The organism is Streptomyces sp. CT34 (assembly GCF_000805335.1).
Taxonomy (GTDB): domain Bacteria; phylum Actinomycetota; class Actinomycetes; order Streptomycetales; family Streptomycetaceae; genus Streptomyces.
On record NZ_KN708638.1, the window covers coordinates 4,347,740 to 4,366,054 of the forward strand.

The 18,315-nt window shown below is 72.5% G+C and carries 10 protein-coding genes and 3 pseudogenes; 9 read left to right on the forward strand and 4 right to left on the reverse strand.

The window, feature by feature from the left end:
* Positions 1–240 precede the first annotated feature (240 nt).
* Entirely contained in the window at positions 241–741 is a 501-nt protein-coding gene (locus RZ84_RS19005) for a GNAT family N-acetyltransferase (RefSeq protein WP_052230020.1), read from the forward strand.
* A gap of 123 nt (positions 742–864) precedes the next feature.
* On the forward strand, positions 865–1,629 hold the full coding sequence (locus RZ84_RS19010) for a methyltransferase domain-containing protein (protein ID WP_043265305.1): 765 nt from the start codon (positions 865–867) through the stop codon (positions 1,627–1,629).
* Positions 1,630–1,700: 71 nt separating this feature from the next.
* Here the strand turns inward: RZ84_RS19010 and RZ84_RS19015 are convergent, their stop codons facing one another.
* Positions 1,701–2,702 (reverse strand): bifunctional DNA primase/polymerase, encoded by a 1,002-nt coding sequence (locus RZ84_RS19015; RefSeq protein ID WP_241777761.1) that lies wholly within the window; start codon positions 2,700–2,702, stop codon positions 1,701–1,703.
* 471 nt (positions 2,703–3,173) lie between these two features.
* On the opposite strand from RZ84_RS19015, the gene RZ84_RS19020 reads away from it, so the two are divergent.
* The 5 genes and pseudogenes from RZ84_RS19020 (at position 3,174) to RZ84_RS19040 (ending at position 7,755) form a co-directional block, all read left to right on the forward strand.
* The gene (locus RZ84_RS19020; protein ID WP_043265306.1) at positions 3,174–3,488 is read left to right on the forward strand and encodes a hypothetical protein; all 315 of its coding nucleotides are present in this window, start codon (positions 3,174–3,176) and stop codon (positions 3,486–3,488) included.
* A gap of 446 nt (positions 3,489–3,934) precedes the next feature.
* Positions 3,935–4,060, forward strand: a pseudogene (locus tag RZ84_RS38190) (acyl-CoA dehydrogenase); the annotation flags it as partial.
* 143 nt (positions 4,061–4,203) lie between these two features.
* A pseudogene (locus RZ84_RS41395) lies at positions 4,204–5,145 on the forward strand (bifunctional MaoC family dehydratase N-terminal/OB-fold nucleic acid binding domain-containing protein); the annotation flags it as partial.
* Between the two features lie 692 nt (positions 5,146–5,837).
* On the forward strand, positions 5,838–7,001 hold the full coding sequence (locus tag RZ84_RS19035; protein WP_043265309.1) for a lipid-transfer protein: 1,164 nt from the start codon (positions 5,838–5,840) through the stop codon (positions 6,999–7,001).
* Positions 7,002–7,218: 217 nt separating this feature from the next.
* Positions 7,219–7,755, forward strand: coding sequence for a SigE family RNA polymerase sigma factor (locus RZ84_RS19040; RefSeq protein WP_043265310.1), 537 nt, complete (start codon positions 7,219–7,221; stop codon positions 7,753–7,755).
* Positions 7,756–7,903: 148 nt separating this feature from the next.
* On the opposite strand, the gene RZ84_RS19045 is transcribed toward RZ84_RS19040, so the two are convergent.
* Together RZ84_RS19045 and RZ84_RS19050 are read right to left on the reverse strand one after the other, a co-directional pair.
* Positions 7,904–8,623 (reverse strand): response regulator, encoded by a 720-nt coding sequence (locus tag RZ84_RS19045; RefSeq protein ID WP_043265311.1) that lies wholly within the window; start codon positions 8,621–8,623, stop codon positions 7,904–7,906.
* Positions 8,620–13,014, reverse strand: a complete 4,395-nt coding sequence (locus RZ84_RS19050) for a HAMP domain-containing protein (RefSeq protein ID WP_078893954.1) — start codon at positions 13,012–13,014, stop codon at positions 8,620–8,622. The genes RZ84_RS19045 and RZ84_RS19050 overlap by 4 nt, the downstream gene beginning before the upstream one ends.
* A gap of 184 nt (positions 13,015–13,198) precedes the next feature.
* On the opposite strand from RZ84_RS19050, the gene RZ84_RS19055 reads away from it, so the two are divergent.
* Together RZ84_RS19055 and RZ84_RS19060 are read left to right on the forward strand one after the other, a co-directional pair.
* Complete coding sequence (locus RZ84_RS19055; RefSeq protein ID WP_052230021.1) at positions 13,199–15,097, forward strand: SpoIIE family protein phosphatase; 1,899 nt, start codon at positions 13,199–13,201, stop codon at positions 15,095–15,097.
* A gap of 200 nt (positions 15,098–15,297) precedes the next feature.
* Positions 15,298–16,953, forward strand: coding sequence for a long-chain fatty acid--CoA ligase (locus RZ84_RS19060; RefSeq protein WP_043265312.1), 1,656 nt, complete (start codon positions 15,298–15,300; stop codon positions 16,951–16,953).
* Between the two features lie 95 nt (positions 16,954–17,048).
* Here the strand turns inward: RZ84_RS19060 and RZ84_RS19065 are convergent.
* Positions 17,049–18,315 (reverse strand): annotated as a pseudogene (locus tag RZ84_RS19065) (response regulator); the annotation flags it as partial.

Here is an 18,315-nt window from a genome sequence, read left to right on the forward strand (position 1 = left end):
TCGCTTCTCTCCGTTCTCTCCGTGTCGCTGCTCACCGGGCTCTCGGCGTAGGGCGGTGACTGCGGATTGCCGGGCGATACCGTGTGGGGAGCGGTATCGCCAGGGAGGCGATGCGATACGGGTCGAGGGTCGGGCCGCGGGCGGCGTCGGTGTTCTGCCGGCGCGGTGGTGCGGAGACGGGGAGTGCCGGCAGTGGGTTCGCGGAGGTCCGGGATACGGGGCGGGGCCCGGGACGGAGCGGTGGTGATACGGCGGGGCGAGGAGCGGGACGCCGGGCGACTGACGCGGATGGTGCGTAGGTCGGGGGCGTACGAGGGGCCTTATGCGGCGATGGTGGACGGGTATCGGGTGGGGCCCGACTACATCTCCGCGCACCGGGTTTTCGTGGCCGCCGAGGGTGAGTGCGGCGACGGCGAGGTGCTGGGTTTCTATGCGTTGATGGTGGATCCGGTGGGGCCCGCGGAGCTGGATCTGCTCTTCGTGGCGGACCGGGCGCAGGGGCGGGGGATCGGCCGGCTGCTGATCGAGCATCTGCGGGGCGAGGCGCGGCGGGCCGGTGCCGGCCGGGTGCGGATCGTTTCGCATCCGCCGGCCGAGGGCTTCTACCGGAGCGTGGGGGCGCGGCGTATCGGGACGGTGCCGGCGAATCCGCCGGCGGTGGCCTGGGACCGGCCGGAGCTTTCGCTCCCGGTGGGGCCGGAGATCCCGGTGGAGTTGGTGCTCTCGGTGGAGCCGGCCTGAGCGGTGGAGCCGGCCCGAACGGTGGCTGATCCGGACGACCGGAGCGGTGGCTGATCCCGAGACCGGAGCGCGCTCCGCGCAATTCGCTGGCGATGCGGTCGTTCTGCGGGGGATCGTATGGGTATGGCGCGATCGTTCGAGGACTTGGTGGCGGAGGCCGATGCGGTTTCGGTGGCGGGCTGGGACTTTTCCTGGCTGGCGGGGCGGGCCACGGAGCAGCGGCCTTCGTGGGGCTATCAGCGGCAGTTGGGGGAGCGGCTGGCGCGGGCGTCCGCCGCGCTCGACATTCAGACCGGGGGCGGCGAAGTGCTCGCCGGGGCGGGCGCGTTCCCGCGGCTGATGGCGGCCACGGAGTCCTGGCCGCCGAACATCGCCAAGGCGACGGCGCTGCTGCATCCGCTGGGCGCGGTGGTGGTGGCCGATGAGGACGAGCCGCCGCTGCCGTTCGGGGACGCGGCGTTCGATCTGGTCACCAGCCGTCATCCGGTGACCGTGTGGTGGGACGAGATCGCCCGGGTGCTGCGGCCGGGCGGTACGTATTTCTCCCAACAGGTGGGCCCGGACAGCGTGTTCGAGCTGGTGGAGTACTTCCTGGGGCCGCAGCCGGAAGAGGTGCGCCGGGCCCGGCACCCCGACAGTGCGCGGCGGGATGCGCAGGCGGCGGGGCTGGACGTGGTCGATGTGCAGGCGGAGTCGCTGCGGACCGAGTTCTTCGACATCGGGGCGGTGGTCTATTTCCTGCGGAAGGTGGTGTGGATGGTGCCGGGGTTCACGGTCGACCGGTACCGCGACCGGCTGCGGGAGTTGGACGCCCGGATCCGGCGCGAGGGCGCCTTCGTGGCGCATACGACGCGGTTTCTGATCGAGGCGCGGAAGCCGGCAGCGTAAGGGGAGAGCGCACAGGGGAGAGCGCACAGGGGAGAGCGCACGCGGGTCGCCAACGTCCCCCAGCAGCACGCCTAATGCCGCGCCGCCGATGCCAGGGTCGCGCGGGCCTCGTCCGCCGGTAGTCCGGTGTGGAGGGCCGCGGCGAGCAGCCGTTCGGCGAGTTCCGGGCCGAGTCCGGACTCCCAGGCGCGGCAAGCGGCCCAGAAGAGGCGGGCGTTGCGCTGCCCCCTGGGGGAGGCGCGGACGAAGCGTACGAGGGCGGCGGCCTGCTGCGGGCTCGTGCCGGTGTCGGTGTCGGGGTCCGCGTACGGGTCGGGGTGCGGGGGTGTGCGGCGGGCGGCGCCGGGCGGGGGCGTGAGCAGGGCGAGCAGCGCCCGCGGTGCGGGGGCGGGGCGGCGCGGCGTCCCCGGGGCGAGTACATACCGCCCGCGGGTGGTCAGCGAGCCGGGTCCGACCAGATAGCCGCCGGTGCCGCGGATGTCGATGCCCGGGGCGAGCCGCCCGGCGGAGTTGCCGACGGGCGGCACCGGCGGGCCGGTGAACCAGAGGTGCCGGCCGCCGCTCGGGGTCAGGACGGTGACGGTCGGCGGGAGCGGGAAGCCGTGCGCCTCGGCGACGAAGCGGAGGGCGGTGCGGCCGTCGGCGCCGTTCTTGGTGTCGAGGTCGACGCCGATGAGGTGGTGCGGGGGCCGGCCGCAGGCGATGCCGTAGCCGGTGGCCCAGGGGGCGGCGGCGAACATCCGGCGGACGGTGAGCGGATCGGTGCTCGCGTCGTGCACGCCGTGTCCGAGCCGGCCGCAGGCGCCGCGGCAGGGCGGGGTGCCGGGACGGTCGTGGCCGTCGCGGTGCGGGGACCGGATGGCGGGGAGCTTGGTGCGGGTCAGCGGGATGACGGCGTAGCCGCGCTCGGCGGCCAGAAGGGCGTGCGCGAGGGCGGTGCGGTGCGCGTCCGCCGGCCCGATGGCGGGGGTGCCGCCGGGGGTGGGCCGGAGGCCGGCGGGGAGGTCTTCCGGAATCTCGGCCGCGGCCGGTGTTCCGGTGCTCGGTGCGGTATGGCGTCGGGGCATGGCCATGCAGCTATTTTCGTACGAATGTTCGATGAAGGGAAGGGGTGATCGGGGGGCGTGTGGGGTGATCGGGGAGTGCGCCGGGGGGTCGGAGAGCCGGGGGGCGTGCTGTTCCCTTGGGGCGGGCGGCCGGTAGTGGGTCGCGAGGGCATCCAGAGGGTGCAAGTGGAGGTGTCGGGGTTTACCCGGTGTTCCTCATGCTTGCGAGGGAATCGCCCGTTGCCAGTGGGTTCGCTGGGGATTCGGTGGGCAATCCTGAGGTCGCGACGTCGAGGCAGGCACCGCGGTGGTCGGCCAACTACCCGGTGGGCAAACGGAGTTCAAGCTGCAGGGGTGGGTCGTGGCCCGGTTTCCGGGGCGCGGTCCGCGAGGTCGGATCCAGGTTCCGGCGCACGGTCCCGCGGCCGGATCCGGTTACCAGAACCAGCAGTTCAGAGAGTTCAGAGCCAGAGATTGCGTTCCGTAGGAGGAAGAGACATGGCAAGCACCCGTACCGCCCGTGTCATCGCTGTCGCCCTCGCGCTGCCCTTTGCGGCCGCGCTCTGCACCGGCGTGGCACAGGCCGACAACGGTGGCTTCGCGAGCCACGGGTCGAGCTCGGCCGTCACGAACCAGGTGGGGACCGGCGTCGGCCACGACAACCACGGCAACTCCACGAGCGGCCAGCAGGTGGCCAACGGCCCCGGGGCGTCCAACCGGAACAACACGGCCAGTGTGAACGGCTCCGGTATCACGGTCATCGACCAGAGCAACGCCGACGACGACTACGACCACGACGGCTGGCTCTGGTGACCCCGGCCGGCCGCGGCGTGGTGCGGCGGCCGACCGGAGGATGAGGCGAGGTACGGCGTGTGCGGACAGTGGGCTGCTCTGGGGTTCGCCGCGCGTACCTTGACAGCGAGCGGGTTTCTGACGGACAGTCAGGAACCCGCTCGCTCGTTCGTGTGCCCGGACGGATCGCAAGAGCCGCCCGGAGGTCCCGAGGCCCTGTCGTCAAGCTCCCGCCTGGCGGACGACGGGAGTTCGACGACAGGGCCCAGGGCCGCCGGGGTGCGCCGGTGTCTCCGGCGCACGGCCGCCACCAGAAGGGGAGGTCCGCCGTCGTGCACCTCGCCGCCACCTCGCGCCGGCAGCGGTTGCGTGCCGAACTCCGTACGCACGTCGGGGATTTGCGGCCGGACGGACCCGTCGGGGATTCCGCGGTGCAGCGTGCGGTACTGCGTCGGATCGGCGCCGAGGGCCGCGGCGAGTCGGAGCGGATGTACCGCGCCGCGCGGATCGGCACCTTCGGGGGCGGAGTGAGCGAGGGCCGGCGGGAGATCGTGGCCACGATGCGACCGGGGATGCGGAGGGGGCGGCGGTGACGGAGAAGACGCGCGAGACGCGGGAGGCGGACAAGGCAAACGAGGCCGACAAGGCGGGCGAGGGAGACAGGGCGGCCGAGGCGACTGGGGTGACCGAGGTGGTTGGGGTGGCTGGGGTGAACGAGGCGGCTGGGGTGACTGGGATGGCCGCGCGGGAGGGGGCGGCCTTCGAGGAGCGGCTGAAGTCGTACGAGGGACGGGGCGCCGCCACCTCCGGGGTGGGCAAGGACCCCGTCAACGAGCCGATGATCCGCCACTGGTGCGAGGCGATGGGGGATACCCACCCCGCCTACCGGGGGCCCGGCGCCGTCGCTCCGCCCACCATGCTCCAGGCGTGGACGATGGGCGGGCTCTCCGGGCACCAGGGGCGCAGCGGGGCGCACGACGAGCTGTTCGCGCTGCTCGACGGTGCGGGCTGCACCTCGATCGTCGCCACCGACTGCGAGCAGGAGTACCTCCGGCCGCTGCGCCCCGGGGACGCGATCACCTTCGACGCGGTGATCGAATCGGTCTCGGGGCGGAAGACCACGAAGCTGGGCACCGGCTACTTCGTCACGACCCGGATGGACGTCCGCGCGAACGGCGAACCGGCCGGGACGCACCGCTTCCGGATCCTCAAGTACGCCCCGGCGGCGCGGCGTTCGCAGCCGGCCGAGGGCTCGGGGACGGCGCCCGAGGGGGGCCGGGGCGGTCCGCCCCAGGGGAGGCGCCCGCGGCCGGTCGTCAACCGGGACAACGCCGGGTTCTGGGACGGGGTCGCCGCCCGCAAGCTGCTGATCCAGCGCTGCGGCGGCTGCGGGGTGCTGCGGTTCCCCTGGCTGCCCGGGTGCAACGCCTGCGGTGCGGCGGAGTGGGACACGGTCGAGGCGTGCGGCACCGGCACCATCTACTCGTACGTGGTGATGCACCATCCGCCCTTCCCCGCCTTCGATCCGCCGTACGCGGTCGGGCTGATCGAGCTGGCGGAGGGGGTGCGGATGGTCAGCAATGTCATCGGGGTGCCCTGCGACCAGGTACGCATCGGGATGCCGGTGCGGCTCGCGTTTCTGCCGGTGGACGGGGAGTGGGAGCTGCCGGTGTTCCGGCCGGACCCGGGCGGAGGGAGTGCCGGGGGAGGAGGGGCGGACGTGCGTCTCCCCGAGAGCGATGACACGGGCACGAGCGCGGGTATGGGCGTAAGTGGTGGTACGGGACCGGGTGGTGCGGGCCCGGCGAGCGCCGGTACGGGCATGAGCGGCGCGCCCGATGCGAGCGCTACTGGCCCCGCGAGCGCCGCCCTACCGGCGAGCGCGGCCAGCCCCGTGAGCGCCGACCCCGCCGGACCCGTCGCCCCCACCGCTTCCGGCGCGCCCGTCGCCCCCACCGCGCCCGTCGCCGCCCCGGGCGACGAACTACCGCCCCTGACCGTCCCCCTCACCCGCACCCTGATCGTCTCCGGGGCCATCGCCTCGCGGGACTACCAGGACGTGCACCACGACGCCGAGGCGGCCAGGGAGAAGGGCTCCCCGGACATCTTCATGAACATCCTCACCACCAACGGGCTGGTCGGCCGCTACATCACCGACCACTTCGGCCCCCGGTCCGTCCTGCGCAAGGTCGCCATCCGGCTCGGCGCGCCCAACTACCCGGGAGACACCATGGTGTTGCGCGGCACGGTCACCGACGTCGACGGCGATACCGCCCACGTACGGGTCACCGGCGCCAACGGCCTCGGCCACCACGTCACCGGCACCGTCGTCGTCACCGTCCCCGCCGCCGAGGACCGGGCGGCCACCCGATGACCCTCCACCGCGCCGACGCGCTCGGCAACCGGGCCGCCATCGCCGGTATCGGCGCGACCGAGTTCTCCAAGGACTCCGGCCGCAGCGAGCTCAAGCTCGCCGTCGAGGCGGTGCACGCCGCCCTCGACGACGCCGGGCTGACCCCGGCCGACGCCGACGGCCTGGTCACCTTCACCATGGACACCAACCCGGAGATCACCGTCGCCCAGGCGGCCGGCATCGGTGAGCTGTCGTTCTTCTCCCGCGTCCACTACGGAGGCGGTGCGGCCTGCGCCACCGTCCTCCAGGCGGCCCTGGCGGTCGCCACCGGGCTCGCCGAGGTCGTGGTCTGCTACCGCGCCTTCAACGAACGCTCCGGCCGCCGCTTCGGCTCCGGCGTCCAGCGGCGCGAACCGTCCGCCGAGGGCACCGCGCTCGGCTGGAACCTCCCCTTCGGACTGCTCACCCCCGCCTCCTGGGTGGCCATGGCCGCCCGGCGCTATCTGCACACCTACGGCCTGACCCCGGACGCCTTCGGCCATGTCGCGGTCACCGACCGCCGCCACGCCGCCCGCAATCCGGCCGCGTACTTCTACGGGAAGCCCATCACCCTCGCCGACCACGCCGCCTCCCGCTGGATCGCCGAGCCGCTGCGCCTCCTGGACTGCTGCCAGGAGACGGACGGCGGGCAGGCGATCGTGGTGACGTCCGCAGAGCGGGCCCGCGACCTCCGGCACCCGCCCGCACTGATCACGGCGGCGGCGCAGGGGGCCGGCCGCGCCCAGGAGCAGATGACCAGCTTCTACCGCGACGACCTGACCGGCCTCCCCGAGATGAACGTGGTCGCCCGCCAGCTCTGGCGCACGTCCGGGCTCACCCCCGCCGACGTCGACGTCGCCATCCTCTACGACCACTTCACCCCGTTCGTGCTGATGCAGCTGGAGGAGTTCGGCTTCTGCGGCCCGGGGGAGGCGGCCGGATTCGTGGCCGCGGACGGCCTTCCGCTCAACACCCACGGCGGCCAGCTCGGCGAGGCGTATCTGCACGGGATGAACGGCATCGCCGAGGCGGTGCGGCAACTCCGCGGCACGAGCGTGAACCAGGCCGGCACCCCCGCCCACGCCCTGGTCACGGCCGGTACGGGCGTCCCCACCTCGGGGCTGGTCCTGGGCCGCGGGTAGGGCCCGAGCAGCCGCCGTCCCCGCCGTGGGCGATCGTGGTGGTCCCGTTGCGGCACCCTCGCCGGACGGCCGTACCCTCGGCGCTCCCTAGGGGGACGGCCCCTCCGGTCCCCCTGTAGGAGGTGGGGCGGGCCCTACCCGTACAACTTGAGGGGGACGCCGCTTCGGCACCTGGGGCCGATCCATCGGGACCGCCTTCGCTTCTAGCGTTGAGCCCATGACCACGTCTGTGTGCACCAGCGCCTCGACCCCCGCTGTGTTCCCGTCGTTCGCCTCCTACGTACGGGCCCGGGGACCGGTGCTGCTGCGCGCCGCGCGGTCCCTGTCCTCGAACCCGAACGATGCGGAGGACCTGCTCCAGACCGCGCTCACCAAGACCTTCGTGGCCTGGGAGCGCATCGAGGACCACCGCGCGCTGGACGGCTATGTCCGCCGCGCGCTGATCAACACCCGCACCTCCCAGTGGCGCAAGCGCAAGGTGGAGGAGTTCGCCTGCGACGAGCTGCCGGAGCCGGACCCGACGCCGGCTCCCGACCCGGCCGAGCTCCAGGGGCTGCGGGACGCGATGTGGCGCGCGGTGATGCGGCTGCCCGCCCGGCAGCGGGCGATGGTCGTCCTGAGGTATTACGAGGACCTCAGCGAGGCGCAGACCGCCGAGGTCATGGAGGTCTCGGTCGGCACGGTCAAGAGCGCCGTCTCCCGCGCGCTCGCCAAGCTCCGGGAGGACCCGGAGCTGGCCCTCCTCGGGGCCTGACCCCGCCGAACCATTCCGCGGAACCGCTCTGCGGAACCGCTCTGCGGAACCGTTCCGCCGAAGGTTCCGGCGCCGTGGTGCCCGCCCGGATCCGGCGACCGCCGCACCGCCACCGCCGGCCGCACCGCCACTGTCGCCGGCACCTCCGCTACGTGTCGCGGCCCACCAGCAGCCGCCCCACCGCCTGTTCCAGGGCCGTGATGCGGTCGGCCAGACCGGCCTGCCCGGCGTCCTTCGCGTCCCGCAGCAGGAGTTCGACCTGTGCGAGCTGACTGGCGATCTCGGCGAGACGGACGGTTTCGCCCGGGTCGGCGGGAGCCGGCGGCGGGGGGGCGGCGCCCGGCGGTGCGGGCTCCGGCGGCGGTGCGGGGGCTGCCGTGGGCGGCAGCGCGGACTCGGCCGGCTCTCCGGGGCGTTCCCCGGACGTCGTCAGCAGCCGCTTCAACTGCTCGGCCTGGGCGGCGAGTTGGCGGTTCTTGCGGTGCAGGTCGAGGAAGACGTTGACCTTGGTGCGCAGGAGCCAGGGGTCGAAGGGCTTGATGAGGAAATCGGCGGCGCCGACCGTATAGCCGCGATAGGCGTAATTGGGGTCCACGGAGGCGCCGGTGAGCAGGATGATGGGGACGTCTTTCGTCTGATCCAGGCCCTTGATATTGGCCGCGGTCTCGAATCCGTTCATCCCCGGCATCAGCACGTCGATGAGCACGACCGCGAATTCCTCGCGGAGCATGGCCTTGAGGGCCTCCTCGCCGGAGCGGGCGCGGACGACTTTCGTGGCGAGAGAGCCCAGTACGGCTTCGAGGGCGACCAGGTTTTCCTCCATGTCGTCGACGATGAGAATGTTGGCGGTCTCCTGGGGTGGTGTCATGACTGCTGCCCTGCCGTTCCCTCGTCGTCGCTTCCGGCGGCGGTGTCGGGGGAGGGGGATTCCGATTCCGTCCCGGTCGCCGACATACCGGCCGTCCCGGTCACGCCGGAATCCGGCCGGGGAGCCGTGAACGGGTCGTTCGCCGGGTCCAGCAGCCCGCAGATCACCGACAGCAGCCGGTCCACATCCACCGGTTTCGGGATGTAGTCGTTGGCCCCGCTCTCGATGGCCTTTTCGCGGTCGCCGGGCATGGCCTTGGCGGTGAGCGCGACAATGGGGAGGTCGGCGAACCGGGGTGTCCGGCGGATGGCCCGGATCATTTCGTAGCCGTCCATTTCCGGCATCATGATGTCCATCAGGACCAGCGACACATCCGGTGCCCGGTCCAGGACTTCCAGGCCCTCGCGGCCGTTCTCCGCGTATTTCACGCGGATACCGACCCGGCCGAGTACGTGCGTCAGCGCGAAGACGTTACGGATGTCGTCGTCGACGATGAGAATGCGGCGGTCGGCCAGGACGCGTCCGGCACGTCCGCTCAGCCAGTCCTTGAGCCGGGTGGTCTCGGGCCAGGCGACATCGCCGCCCTCGGCGGGCCGGACGGCCGTGCGGGGGCCGAGGCCCTCCTGGGCGGGGAAGACGTCGCCGAGCTGCGGGGTGGTGGCGGGGGGCGGGCCGGAGAGCTGTTCGGCCAGTACCGGGCGACCGGAGGCTCCGACTCCGGCACCCGGTCCGGCCGTTCCACCGCCCCGGCCGGCCGCGCCCGCCGCGACGACCCGACCGGCCGCGACGGCGCCCGTGCCCGGCTGCGCACCGCGCTCCGCCGGCCGGGGCGCGGACGCCGGACCGGGCGCCGGGAACGGCCCGGTGTAGTGCGCGGGCACATACAGCGTGAAGGTCGATCCGACGTCCACCTCGCTCTCGGCCTTGATCCGGCCGCCCAGCAGCGCGGCCATGTCCCGGCTGATGGAGAGGCCGAGGCCGGTACCGCCGTATTTGCGGTTGGTGGTGCCGTCGGACTGCTGGAACGCCTCGAAGATCCCGTCGAGTTTCTCCGGGGGAATACCGATTCCGGTGTCCTTGACGGACATGGCGATCACGGCGTCGGCGGTGCGCAGCGGCTCCTCCTCGAAATCGCTGCCGGGTACCCGTTCCACGATCAGTTCGACGCCGCCGGTGGAGGTGAACTTCACCGCGTTGGAAAGGAGATTGCGCAGAATCTGCTGGAGGCGCTGCTCGTCGGAGAAGAGCTCTTCGGGGACGTCCTCGCCGACCCGGACATCGAAGCTGAGACCGCGGTCGACGGTGAGCGGGCGGAAGGTCGCCCGGACGTAGTCGAGCAGTTTCTTCAGCGGCAGGGCCTTGGGGTGGACGTCCATCCGGCCCGCCTCGATCTTGGAGAGGTCGAGGATGTCGTTGATGAGCTGGAGGAGATCGGAGCCGGCGCGGTGGATGGTGACGGCGAACTCCACTTCCTGCGGGGTGAGATGCCCTTCCGGGTTGTCGGCGAGGAGGCGGGAGAGGACCAGCAGCGAATTGAGCGGGGTGCGCAGTTCGTGCGACATGTTCGCCAGGAATTCCGACTTGTACTGGGAGGAGGTCGCCAGCAGTGCGGCCTTCTCCTCCAACTCGGCGTTGGTGAGCTGGAGTTCGTCGGAGCGCTGGCGCAGCTCGGCGGTCAGCCGCTGGGATTCCGACAGCAGCGATTCGGTACGGGAGTTGGCGATGATGGTGTTGATGGAGACGCCGATCGTGTTCACGAACTGGTCGATGAAGGCGAGGTGCACATCGCTGAAGCGGCTGAAGGAGGCCAGCTCGATCACGCCGAGTACCTGGTCCTCGAAGAGGATCGGCAGGATGACGACGCTGGCCGGGGCCGCCGCGCCGAGCCCGGAGCTGATGGTGATGTAGTCCGAGGGCACGGCCTCGACGAGGATGCGTTTCTTCTCCATCGCCGCCTGGGTGATCAGGCCCCAGCCGGGGGAGCCCATCCGCAGCCGCGGCAGCGAGCGGCGGCCCTCGGGCCGGCCGGTCCCGTACCCGGCGATCAGCTCCAGCCCCTCGCCCGGCTCGGCCCCCGCCTCGGCCAGGAAGAACGCGCCGAACTGGGCGTTCACCAGCGGCGTCAGCTCGCGCAGGATCAGATCCGCGACCTCGACCAGATCGCGGTGGCCCTGCATCAGACCCGCGATACGGGTGAGGTTGGACTCCAGCCAGTCCTTGGCGCGGGTGGTCTCGCGCAGGTTGGCGACCATCAGGTTGATGTTGTTCTTCAGGGCGGCGACCTCGCCCTGGGCGTCCACCGTGATCGACCCGGACATGTCGCCCTGGGTGACCGCGCTGGCCACCTCGGCGATCGCCCGCACCTGCGTCGTCAGGTTCAGCGCCAGCTCGTTGACGCTGGTGGTCAGCTGCTTCCAGGTCCCGTAGACGCCCTCGACCCGGGCCTGGCCGCCCAGTTGGCCCTCGCTGCCGACCTCGCGCGCCACCCGGGTCACCTCGGAGGCGAACGACGAGAGGGTGTCGACCATCGTGTTGATGGTGGTCTTCAGCTCCAGGATCTCGCCGCGGGCGTCGACGTCGATCTTCTTGGACAGGTCACCGCGGGCCACGGCGGTGGCCACCTGGGCGATGTTGCGGACCTGCGAAGTCAGGTTGTCCGCCATGGAGTTGACGTTGTCGGTGAGGTTCTTCCAGACCCCGGACACGCCGTGGACCTGGGCGCGCCCGCCCAGCCGGCCCTCCGTGCCGACCTCGCGGGCCACCCTGGTGACCTCGTCCGCGAACGCCCGCAGCTGTTTGACCATGGTATTCACGGTGTCCTTGAGCTCCAGGATCTCGCCGCGGGCGTCGACGTCGATCTTCTTGGACAGGTCGCCGTTGGCGACCGCCGTGGTGACCTGGGCGATGTTGCGGACCTGCGAGGTCAGGTTCAGCGCCATGGAGTTGACGTTGTCGGTCAGCTCTTTCCAGACCCCGGACACGCCTCTGACCTGTGCCTGGCCGCCCAGGTTGCCCTCGGTGCCGACCTCGCGGGCGACCCGGGTGACCTCGTCGGCGAAGGCGGAGAGCTGGTCGACCATGGTGTTGATGGTCGACTTGAGCTCCAGGATCTCGCCCTTGGCCTCGACGGTGATCGTCTTGCCGAGGTCGCCCTCCGCGACGGCGGTGGCGACCTGGGCGATGTTGCGGACCTGGGAGGTCAGGTTGTCCGCCATGAAGTTGACGCTCTCGGTGAGGTCCTTCCAGACCCCGGACACGCCCCTGACCTGTGCCCGGCCGCCCAGCCGGCCTTCCGTGCCGACCTCGCGGGCGACCCGGGTGACCTCGTCGGCGAAGGCGGAGAGCTGGTCGACCATGGTGTTCACGGTGTCCTTCAGCTCCAGGATCTCGCCCTTCGCGTCGACGGTGATCTTCTGGCTGAGGTCGCCGTTGGCGACCGCCGTGGTGACCTGGGCGATGTTGCGGACCTGCCAGGTCAGGTTGGACGCCATGAGGTTGACGTTGTCGGTGAGGTCCTTCCAGACCCCGGACACGCCCCTGACCTGTGCCCGGCCGCCGAGCTGCCCCTCGGTGCCGACCTCGCGGGCGACCCGGGTGACCTCGTCGGCGAAGGCCCGCAGCTGGTCGACCATGGTGTTCACGGTGAGCTTCAGCTCCAGCAGCTCACCGGTGGCCTCGACCGTCACCTGCTGGGTCAGATCGCCGCCGGCCACCGCCGTCGTCACCACCGCGATGTCCCGCACCTGCGCCGTCAGCCGCGACGCCATGGTGTTGACCGCCTCGGTCACATGCAGCCAGTCGCCGGACAGCCCCTGCACCTTCGCCCGGCCGCCCAGCCGGCCCTCGGTGCCGACCTCGCGGGCGACCCGGGTGACCTCGCCGGTGAACAGCGAGAGCTGGTCGACCATGCGGTTCACGCCGCTGCCCAGGCGGCGCAGATCGCCGCGGAGCTCGCGGTTGCCGTCGTGCAGGTCGACATGCCGGGTCAGATCGCCGTCCGCGACCGCGTCCAGCACCCGGGTGGCCTTGGCGACCGGGATCACCAGCGCTTCCAGCACGGTGTTGGCCGCCTCGACGTTGGTCGTCCAGCCGCCCTGGCCGGGGCTCGCGCTGATCCGCTCGTCCAGCCTGCCCTGCCGGATGACCTCATGGCGTACGCGCTGGATCTCGGCGGCCAGATGCGCGTTGCGCGCGACGATCTGGGAGAAGACGTCGGTCATGTCGGCGAGCACGCCGTCCTGGGGGCGCTCCACCTGGGCGGTGAAATCGCCGTCCCGCAGGGCGTGCATGGCGGCGAGCAGGGGGCGCAGCTCGCTCGTCCGCACCCATTCGCCGTCCGGTCGGGGAGCCGGGGGAGGAGCGGACCCGGGGCGGGTCGGGTCGAGCGCCATGGCACACCACCCCCTGGTCGAGATCGATCTGAGCCGGAGCCGGTGCGGAGCCTTCGCCTGCTGGGGGCCTTGGAGCGCCTGCCAGGAGCCTTCGAGCTGATCCGGAACTGATCCAATTGGGCAGATATGTCATAGTATAAAGCGCCTCGAAATTGGACTTTCCCCCAGCGCGCCAGGGGGCGCAGTGGCACCGCTGTCCCCGCACACCACGACTTCCCAGGACATCGAAACGGTGTCCCGCAAAGGGCTGCCGGCGAACCAGCTGGCAGCCGCCGGGGCGCGCCGGTTCGTCCGTACGCTGCTGACCGAACGGGCGGCGGCGCCGGACGCCGTACCGGGCGCCGCGGCCATCAGCCAGGAACTCATCGACCAGGCCGTGCTCCTGGTGAGCGAACTGGTCACCAACGCCGTCATGTACGCCGGGACCGAGATCGATGTGACCTGCCGGCTGGAGTACGGGCGCAAGCCGGCCGCCGGCACCGCGCGGGAGCGGGGCGACGGGAGCGTGGCCGACGGCCCGGCCACCGTCGCCGTCGTCCTCGAAGTCTCCGACCGGCACCCCTCCCGCGTGGTACGCGGCGGGGTCGACGCGCGCAGCGGAGAGCCCGGTTACGGCCTCCAACTCGTCAGCGCGCTCGCCGAGTCCTGGGGCGTGACCTACCGCAAGGCGACCAAGACGGTGTGGTTCCGCCTGGAGGCCACCGAGGGCGTGCGCGGGATCGAGCACGTCACCTCCGGGCCCCGCCCGCACGCGGCCGAGACCCCGGTGAGCCCGCCCCGCGGCCATGAGCGACCCCGGCACGGCCACGCCTCCGAATGGGCCGACCGCGGCGGCCCGTCCTTCCTCGCCGAGACCAGCGAGCTGCTCGCCGGCCAGCTCGACCAGGACATGGTCACCGCGCTCGCCGCCCAGCTGCTGGTGCCGCGGCTCGCCGACTGGTGCGCGATCTGGCTGAGCGACGAGGGCGGCCGGATGCAGCTCTCCCGCGTCTGGCACGTCGACGAGCGGCGGATCGCCCCGCTCCGCGCCGATCTGGAACGCGACCCGCCCACCGACCTCGTCCGTACCGCCGGTACCCCCTGGCCCTGGCCGGAATGCGCCGGTGCGGCCCCGGCCGGCGGATCGGCGCTGGCCTTCCCGCTGGTCGCCCGCGACACCGAGCAGGGCGTGCTGCTGCTCGGCCGGGCGGGCCAGCTCAAGATGACCGACACCGTCGTACGGATGGTGGAGAACGTCGCGCGCCGGGTCGCCCAGGCCGTCTACACCGCCCGCCAGTACACCCGCCAGACCACCATCAGCCTGGCCCTCCAGCGCCGCCAGCTGCCCGCGTCGCTGGCCAGCATCGTCGGCGTGGACACCGCGATCGTCTACGAGCCGCACGGCGAGGGGCAGACCGTCGGCGGCGACTTCTACGACATCTTCCCGATGGGCGAGTGCCGCTGGTGCTTCCTCCTGGGGGACGTCCAGGGCAAGGACCCCGAGGCGATGTCGGTGACCGGGCTGGCCCGCCACCTGGTGCGCCTGCTGGCCCGTGAGGGCCACGGGGTGGAATCGGTCCTCGGGCGACTGAATCTGGCCATGGCCGAGGAGAGCGCCGAGGCGGTGGAACTCGGCGGCGAACAGGCCAGCTCCCGCTTCCTGAGCCTGCTGTACGGCGAACTCGCCGTCGACCCCGGCGTCCCCGGGGCCCGCTGCACGGTCGCCAGCGCCGGCCATCCGCCGCCGCTGCACATGTTCACCGACGGCACCGTCGAGCCCGCCTCCGATCCGCAGATGCTCCTGGGCATCGACGAGGGCACCGAGTACCACGCCAGCACCTTCACCCTCGCGCCCGGCGAGACGCTGCTCTGCGTCACCGACGGGGTCACCGAACGCCGGTGCGGCAACTGGCAGTTGGACGACAACGACGGGCTGATCGAGGTGCTGCGCGACGGCCTCGGCCTGGGCGCCAAGGCCCTCGCCGAGCACGTGCGCCGGGCCGCCCACGACTTCGGCACCGGCCCGGTGGAGGACGACCTCTCGGTCCTGGTCCTCCAGGCGGAGACCCCGAAGGCGGAGCCGGCGGCCGACCCGGAGGCGTAGCGCCGCACCCCGAGGCGCAGCGCCGGTCCCGTACGCACTGCCCGCCGCCCGTCCGCGGTGTCATTCCTTCGAGCGACACGATCCCGGCCGATTCCCGGCCCCTGGGGTACAGAACACGCCACAGAGGCGTGACATACCCGTCGGTATGCCTCGACAATCGCAGCACCACTACCCGCCCGTAACAAAGCGGAGGCAACCCGGTGCTCAGCACGATGCAGGACGTACCGCTCACGGTCTCGCGAATCCTGGCCCATGGATCGACGGTCCACGGCACGGCCCAGGTGATCACCTGGACCGGCGAGACCGAGCCGCACCACCGCACCTTCGCCGAGATCGGCCGCCGGGCCGCCCAACTGGCGCACGCGCTGCGCGACGAGCTGGGCGTGGCCGGCGAGGAGCGGGTCGCCACGCTGATGTGGAACAACGCCGAGCACATGGAGGCGTACCTCGGGATCCCCGCCATGGGTGCGGTGCTGCACACGCTCAATCTGCGGCTGCCGGCCGAGCAGTTGGCGTGGATCGTCCACCACGCCGAGGACCGGGTCGTGCTGGTGAACGGGACGCTGATCCCGCTGCTCGCGCCGCTGCTGCCGGCACTGCCCGGGGTGGAGCACGTGGTCGTCGTCGGCGGGGGCGGCGACCTGGGACTGCTCGCGGAGTCCCGGGTCCGGGTGCACGACTACGAGGAGCTGATCGCCGGCCGGGCGGAGTACTACGACTGGCCGGAGATCGACGAGCGGGAGGCGGCGGCGCTCTGCTACACGTCCGGGACGACCGGCGATCCCAAGGGCGTGCTGTACAGCCACCGTTCGCTGTATCTGCACTCGATGCAGGTGAACACCGCCGAGGCGTTCGCCCTCACCCCGCGGGACATCACGCTGCCCGTGGTGCCCATGTTCCACGTGAACGCCTGGGGGCTGCCGCACGCCGCGTTCATGGCCGGTGCCTCGCTCCTGCTGCCGGACCGCTTTCTCCAGCCCGCCCCGCTCGCCGAGATGATCGAGCGGGTCCGGCCCACCATCGGCGCCGCCGTACCGACCATCTGGCAGGGCCTGCTGGCCGAACTCGACGCCCACAAGCGGGACGTGGCCTGTCTGCACACCGTCGTCATCGGCGGATCGGCGTGCCCGCCGGCCCTGATGCGCGGGTTCGAGGAGCGGCACGGGGTCCGGGTCGTGCACGCCTGGGGCATGACCGAGACCTCGCCGCTGGGCAGCGTCTCGCACCCGCCGGCCGGGGTGAGCGGCGACGAGGAGTGGGCCTACCGCGCCACCCAGGGACGCTTCCCGGCCTCCGTCGCGGCCCGGCTGATCGGCCCGAACGGCGAGGAGCTGCCCCGGGACGGGGTCGCGGCCGGCGAGCTGGAGGTGCGCGGGCCGTGGATCGCGGGTGCGTACTACGGCGGTGCGCAGGGCGAACCGCTGCGCCCCGAGGACAAGTTCAGCCCGGACGGCTGGCTGCGCACCGGCGACGTCGGGACGATCACCCCGGACGGCTATCTGACGCTGACCGACCGGGCCAAGGACGTCATCAAGTCGGGCGGCGAGTGGATCTCGTCGGTCGAGCTGGAGAACCACCTGATGGCGCACCCCGGGGTCGCGGAGGCCGCCGTGGTGGCCGTACCGGACGAGAAGTGGGGCGAACGGCCGCTGGCGACCGTGGTGTTGACCGACGGTACGGCGATCACCTACGAGGAGCTGCGGGCGTTCCTCGGGGAGCGGATCGCGCGCTGGCAGCTGCCCGAGCGGTGGGCGGTCATCCCGTCGGTGCCGAAGACGAGCGTGGGGAAGTTCGACAAGAAGGTGCTGCGGCGGCAGTACGCGGACGGTGAGCTGGACGTGACCCACCTGGGGTGAGCCGGCCCTCCGGGGCGGTGCGGGGTCCGGCCGCGCGGCCCCCGCACCGTCGGTCCGCCGGTCCCCGCACCGTCAGTTTGCCGGTCCCCGCACCGTCAGTTCGTGCCGATCTTGGCCAGCAGGTCCACGATCCGGCCCTGCACCTCGGCGTTGGTGGAGCGCTCCGCCAGGAAGAGCACCGTTTCCCCGGCGGCGAGCCGCGGCAGCTGGGCCGGGTCCATGTCGGCGGAGGTGTAGACGACCAGCGGGGTGCGGTCGAGCAGCCCGTTGGCGCGCAGCCAGTCGACGATGCCGGCCCGGCGGCGGCGTACCTGCATCAGGTCCATGACGACGAGATTCGGCCGCATCTGCGTGGCGAGCGTGACCGCGTCGGTGTCCGCGCCGGCCCGCGCGACCTGCATCCCGCGCCGCTCCAGCGACGCCGTCAGGGCGCCCGCGATGGCGTCGTTCTGCTCGATCAGCAGTACCCGCGGCGCAACCTCCTCGCCGTCGCGCGGGGCGAGCGCCTTGAGGAGGACGGCCGGGTCGGCCCCGTACGCGGCCTCCCGGGTGGCCTGCCCCAGACCGGCGGTGACCAGGACCGGCACCTCGGCCGCGCCCGCGGCCTGGCGCAGCGACTGGAGCGCGGTACGGGTGATCGGCCCGGTCAGCGGGTCGACGAAGAGCGCCGCCGGGTACGCGGCGATCTGCGCGTCCACCTCCTCGCGGGAGTTGACGATCACCGGGCGGTAGCCGCGGTCGCTCAGCGCCTGCTGGGTGGAGACGTCCGGCGCCGGCCAGACCAGCAGCCGGCGCGGGTTGTCCAGCGGCTCCGGCGGCAACTCGTCGTCCATCGGCGGCTGCTGACGCTCCATCACCTCTATGGCGCCGTTCGGGCCGTCCAGCGGCTCGGGCCCCTCGCTGCCCTCGTCGGGCGCCGAGATCGCGAAGGCGCGGCCCTCGCCGGCGTCCATGAGATGCGGCTGCGGCCCCGACTGCGGCTTGGCGGGCGGCGGCTGCTGCCCGGCGGGCTGGTGGGACGGCTGGCCGCCGGCGGCCGGGCGCGCCTCGCGCGGGGTGCCCTCGGCGGGCGTACCGCGCTCGCCGTCGCGCGGCGGCGCGGCGAGCTTGCGGCGCCGACCGGAACCGGCGGAGGTGCCGCCGGGCGGCGTACCGCCCGCCGGTGTGGCGCCGGGCTGCGGTGCGGTGCCGGGCTGCGGTGCGGTGCCGGGCTGCTGCGGCGCCGGGCGCTGCGGGTCGGCGAGCTGCTGGGCGAACGGCACACCCTGGCCGAGCGTGCGCACGCTGAAGGCCCGGCCGTGCGAGGCGTCCGCGTCGGCCGGCGGCGGCAGCGGCTGCCGGTGCGGGGGGGCGGGCGGCGGG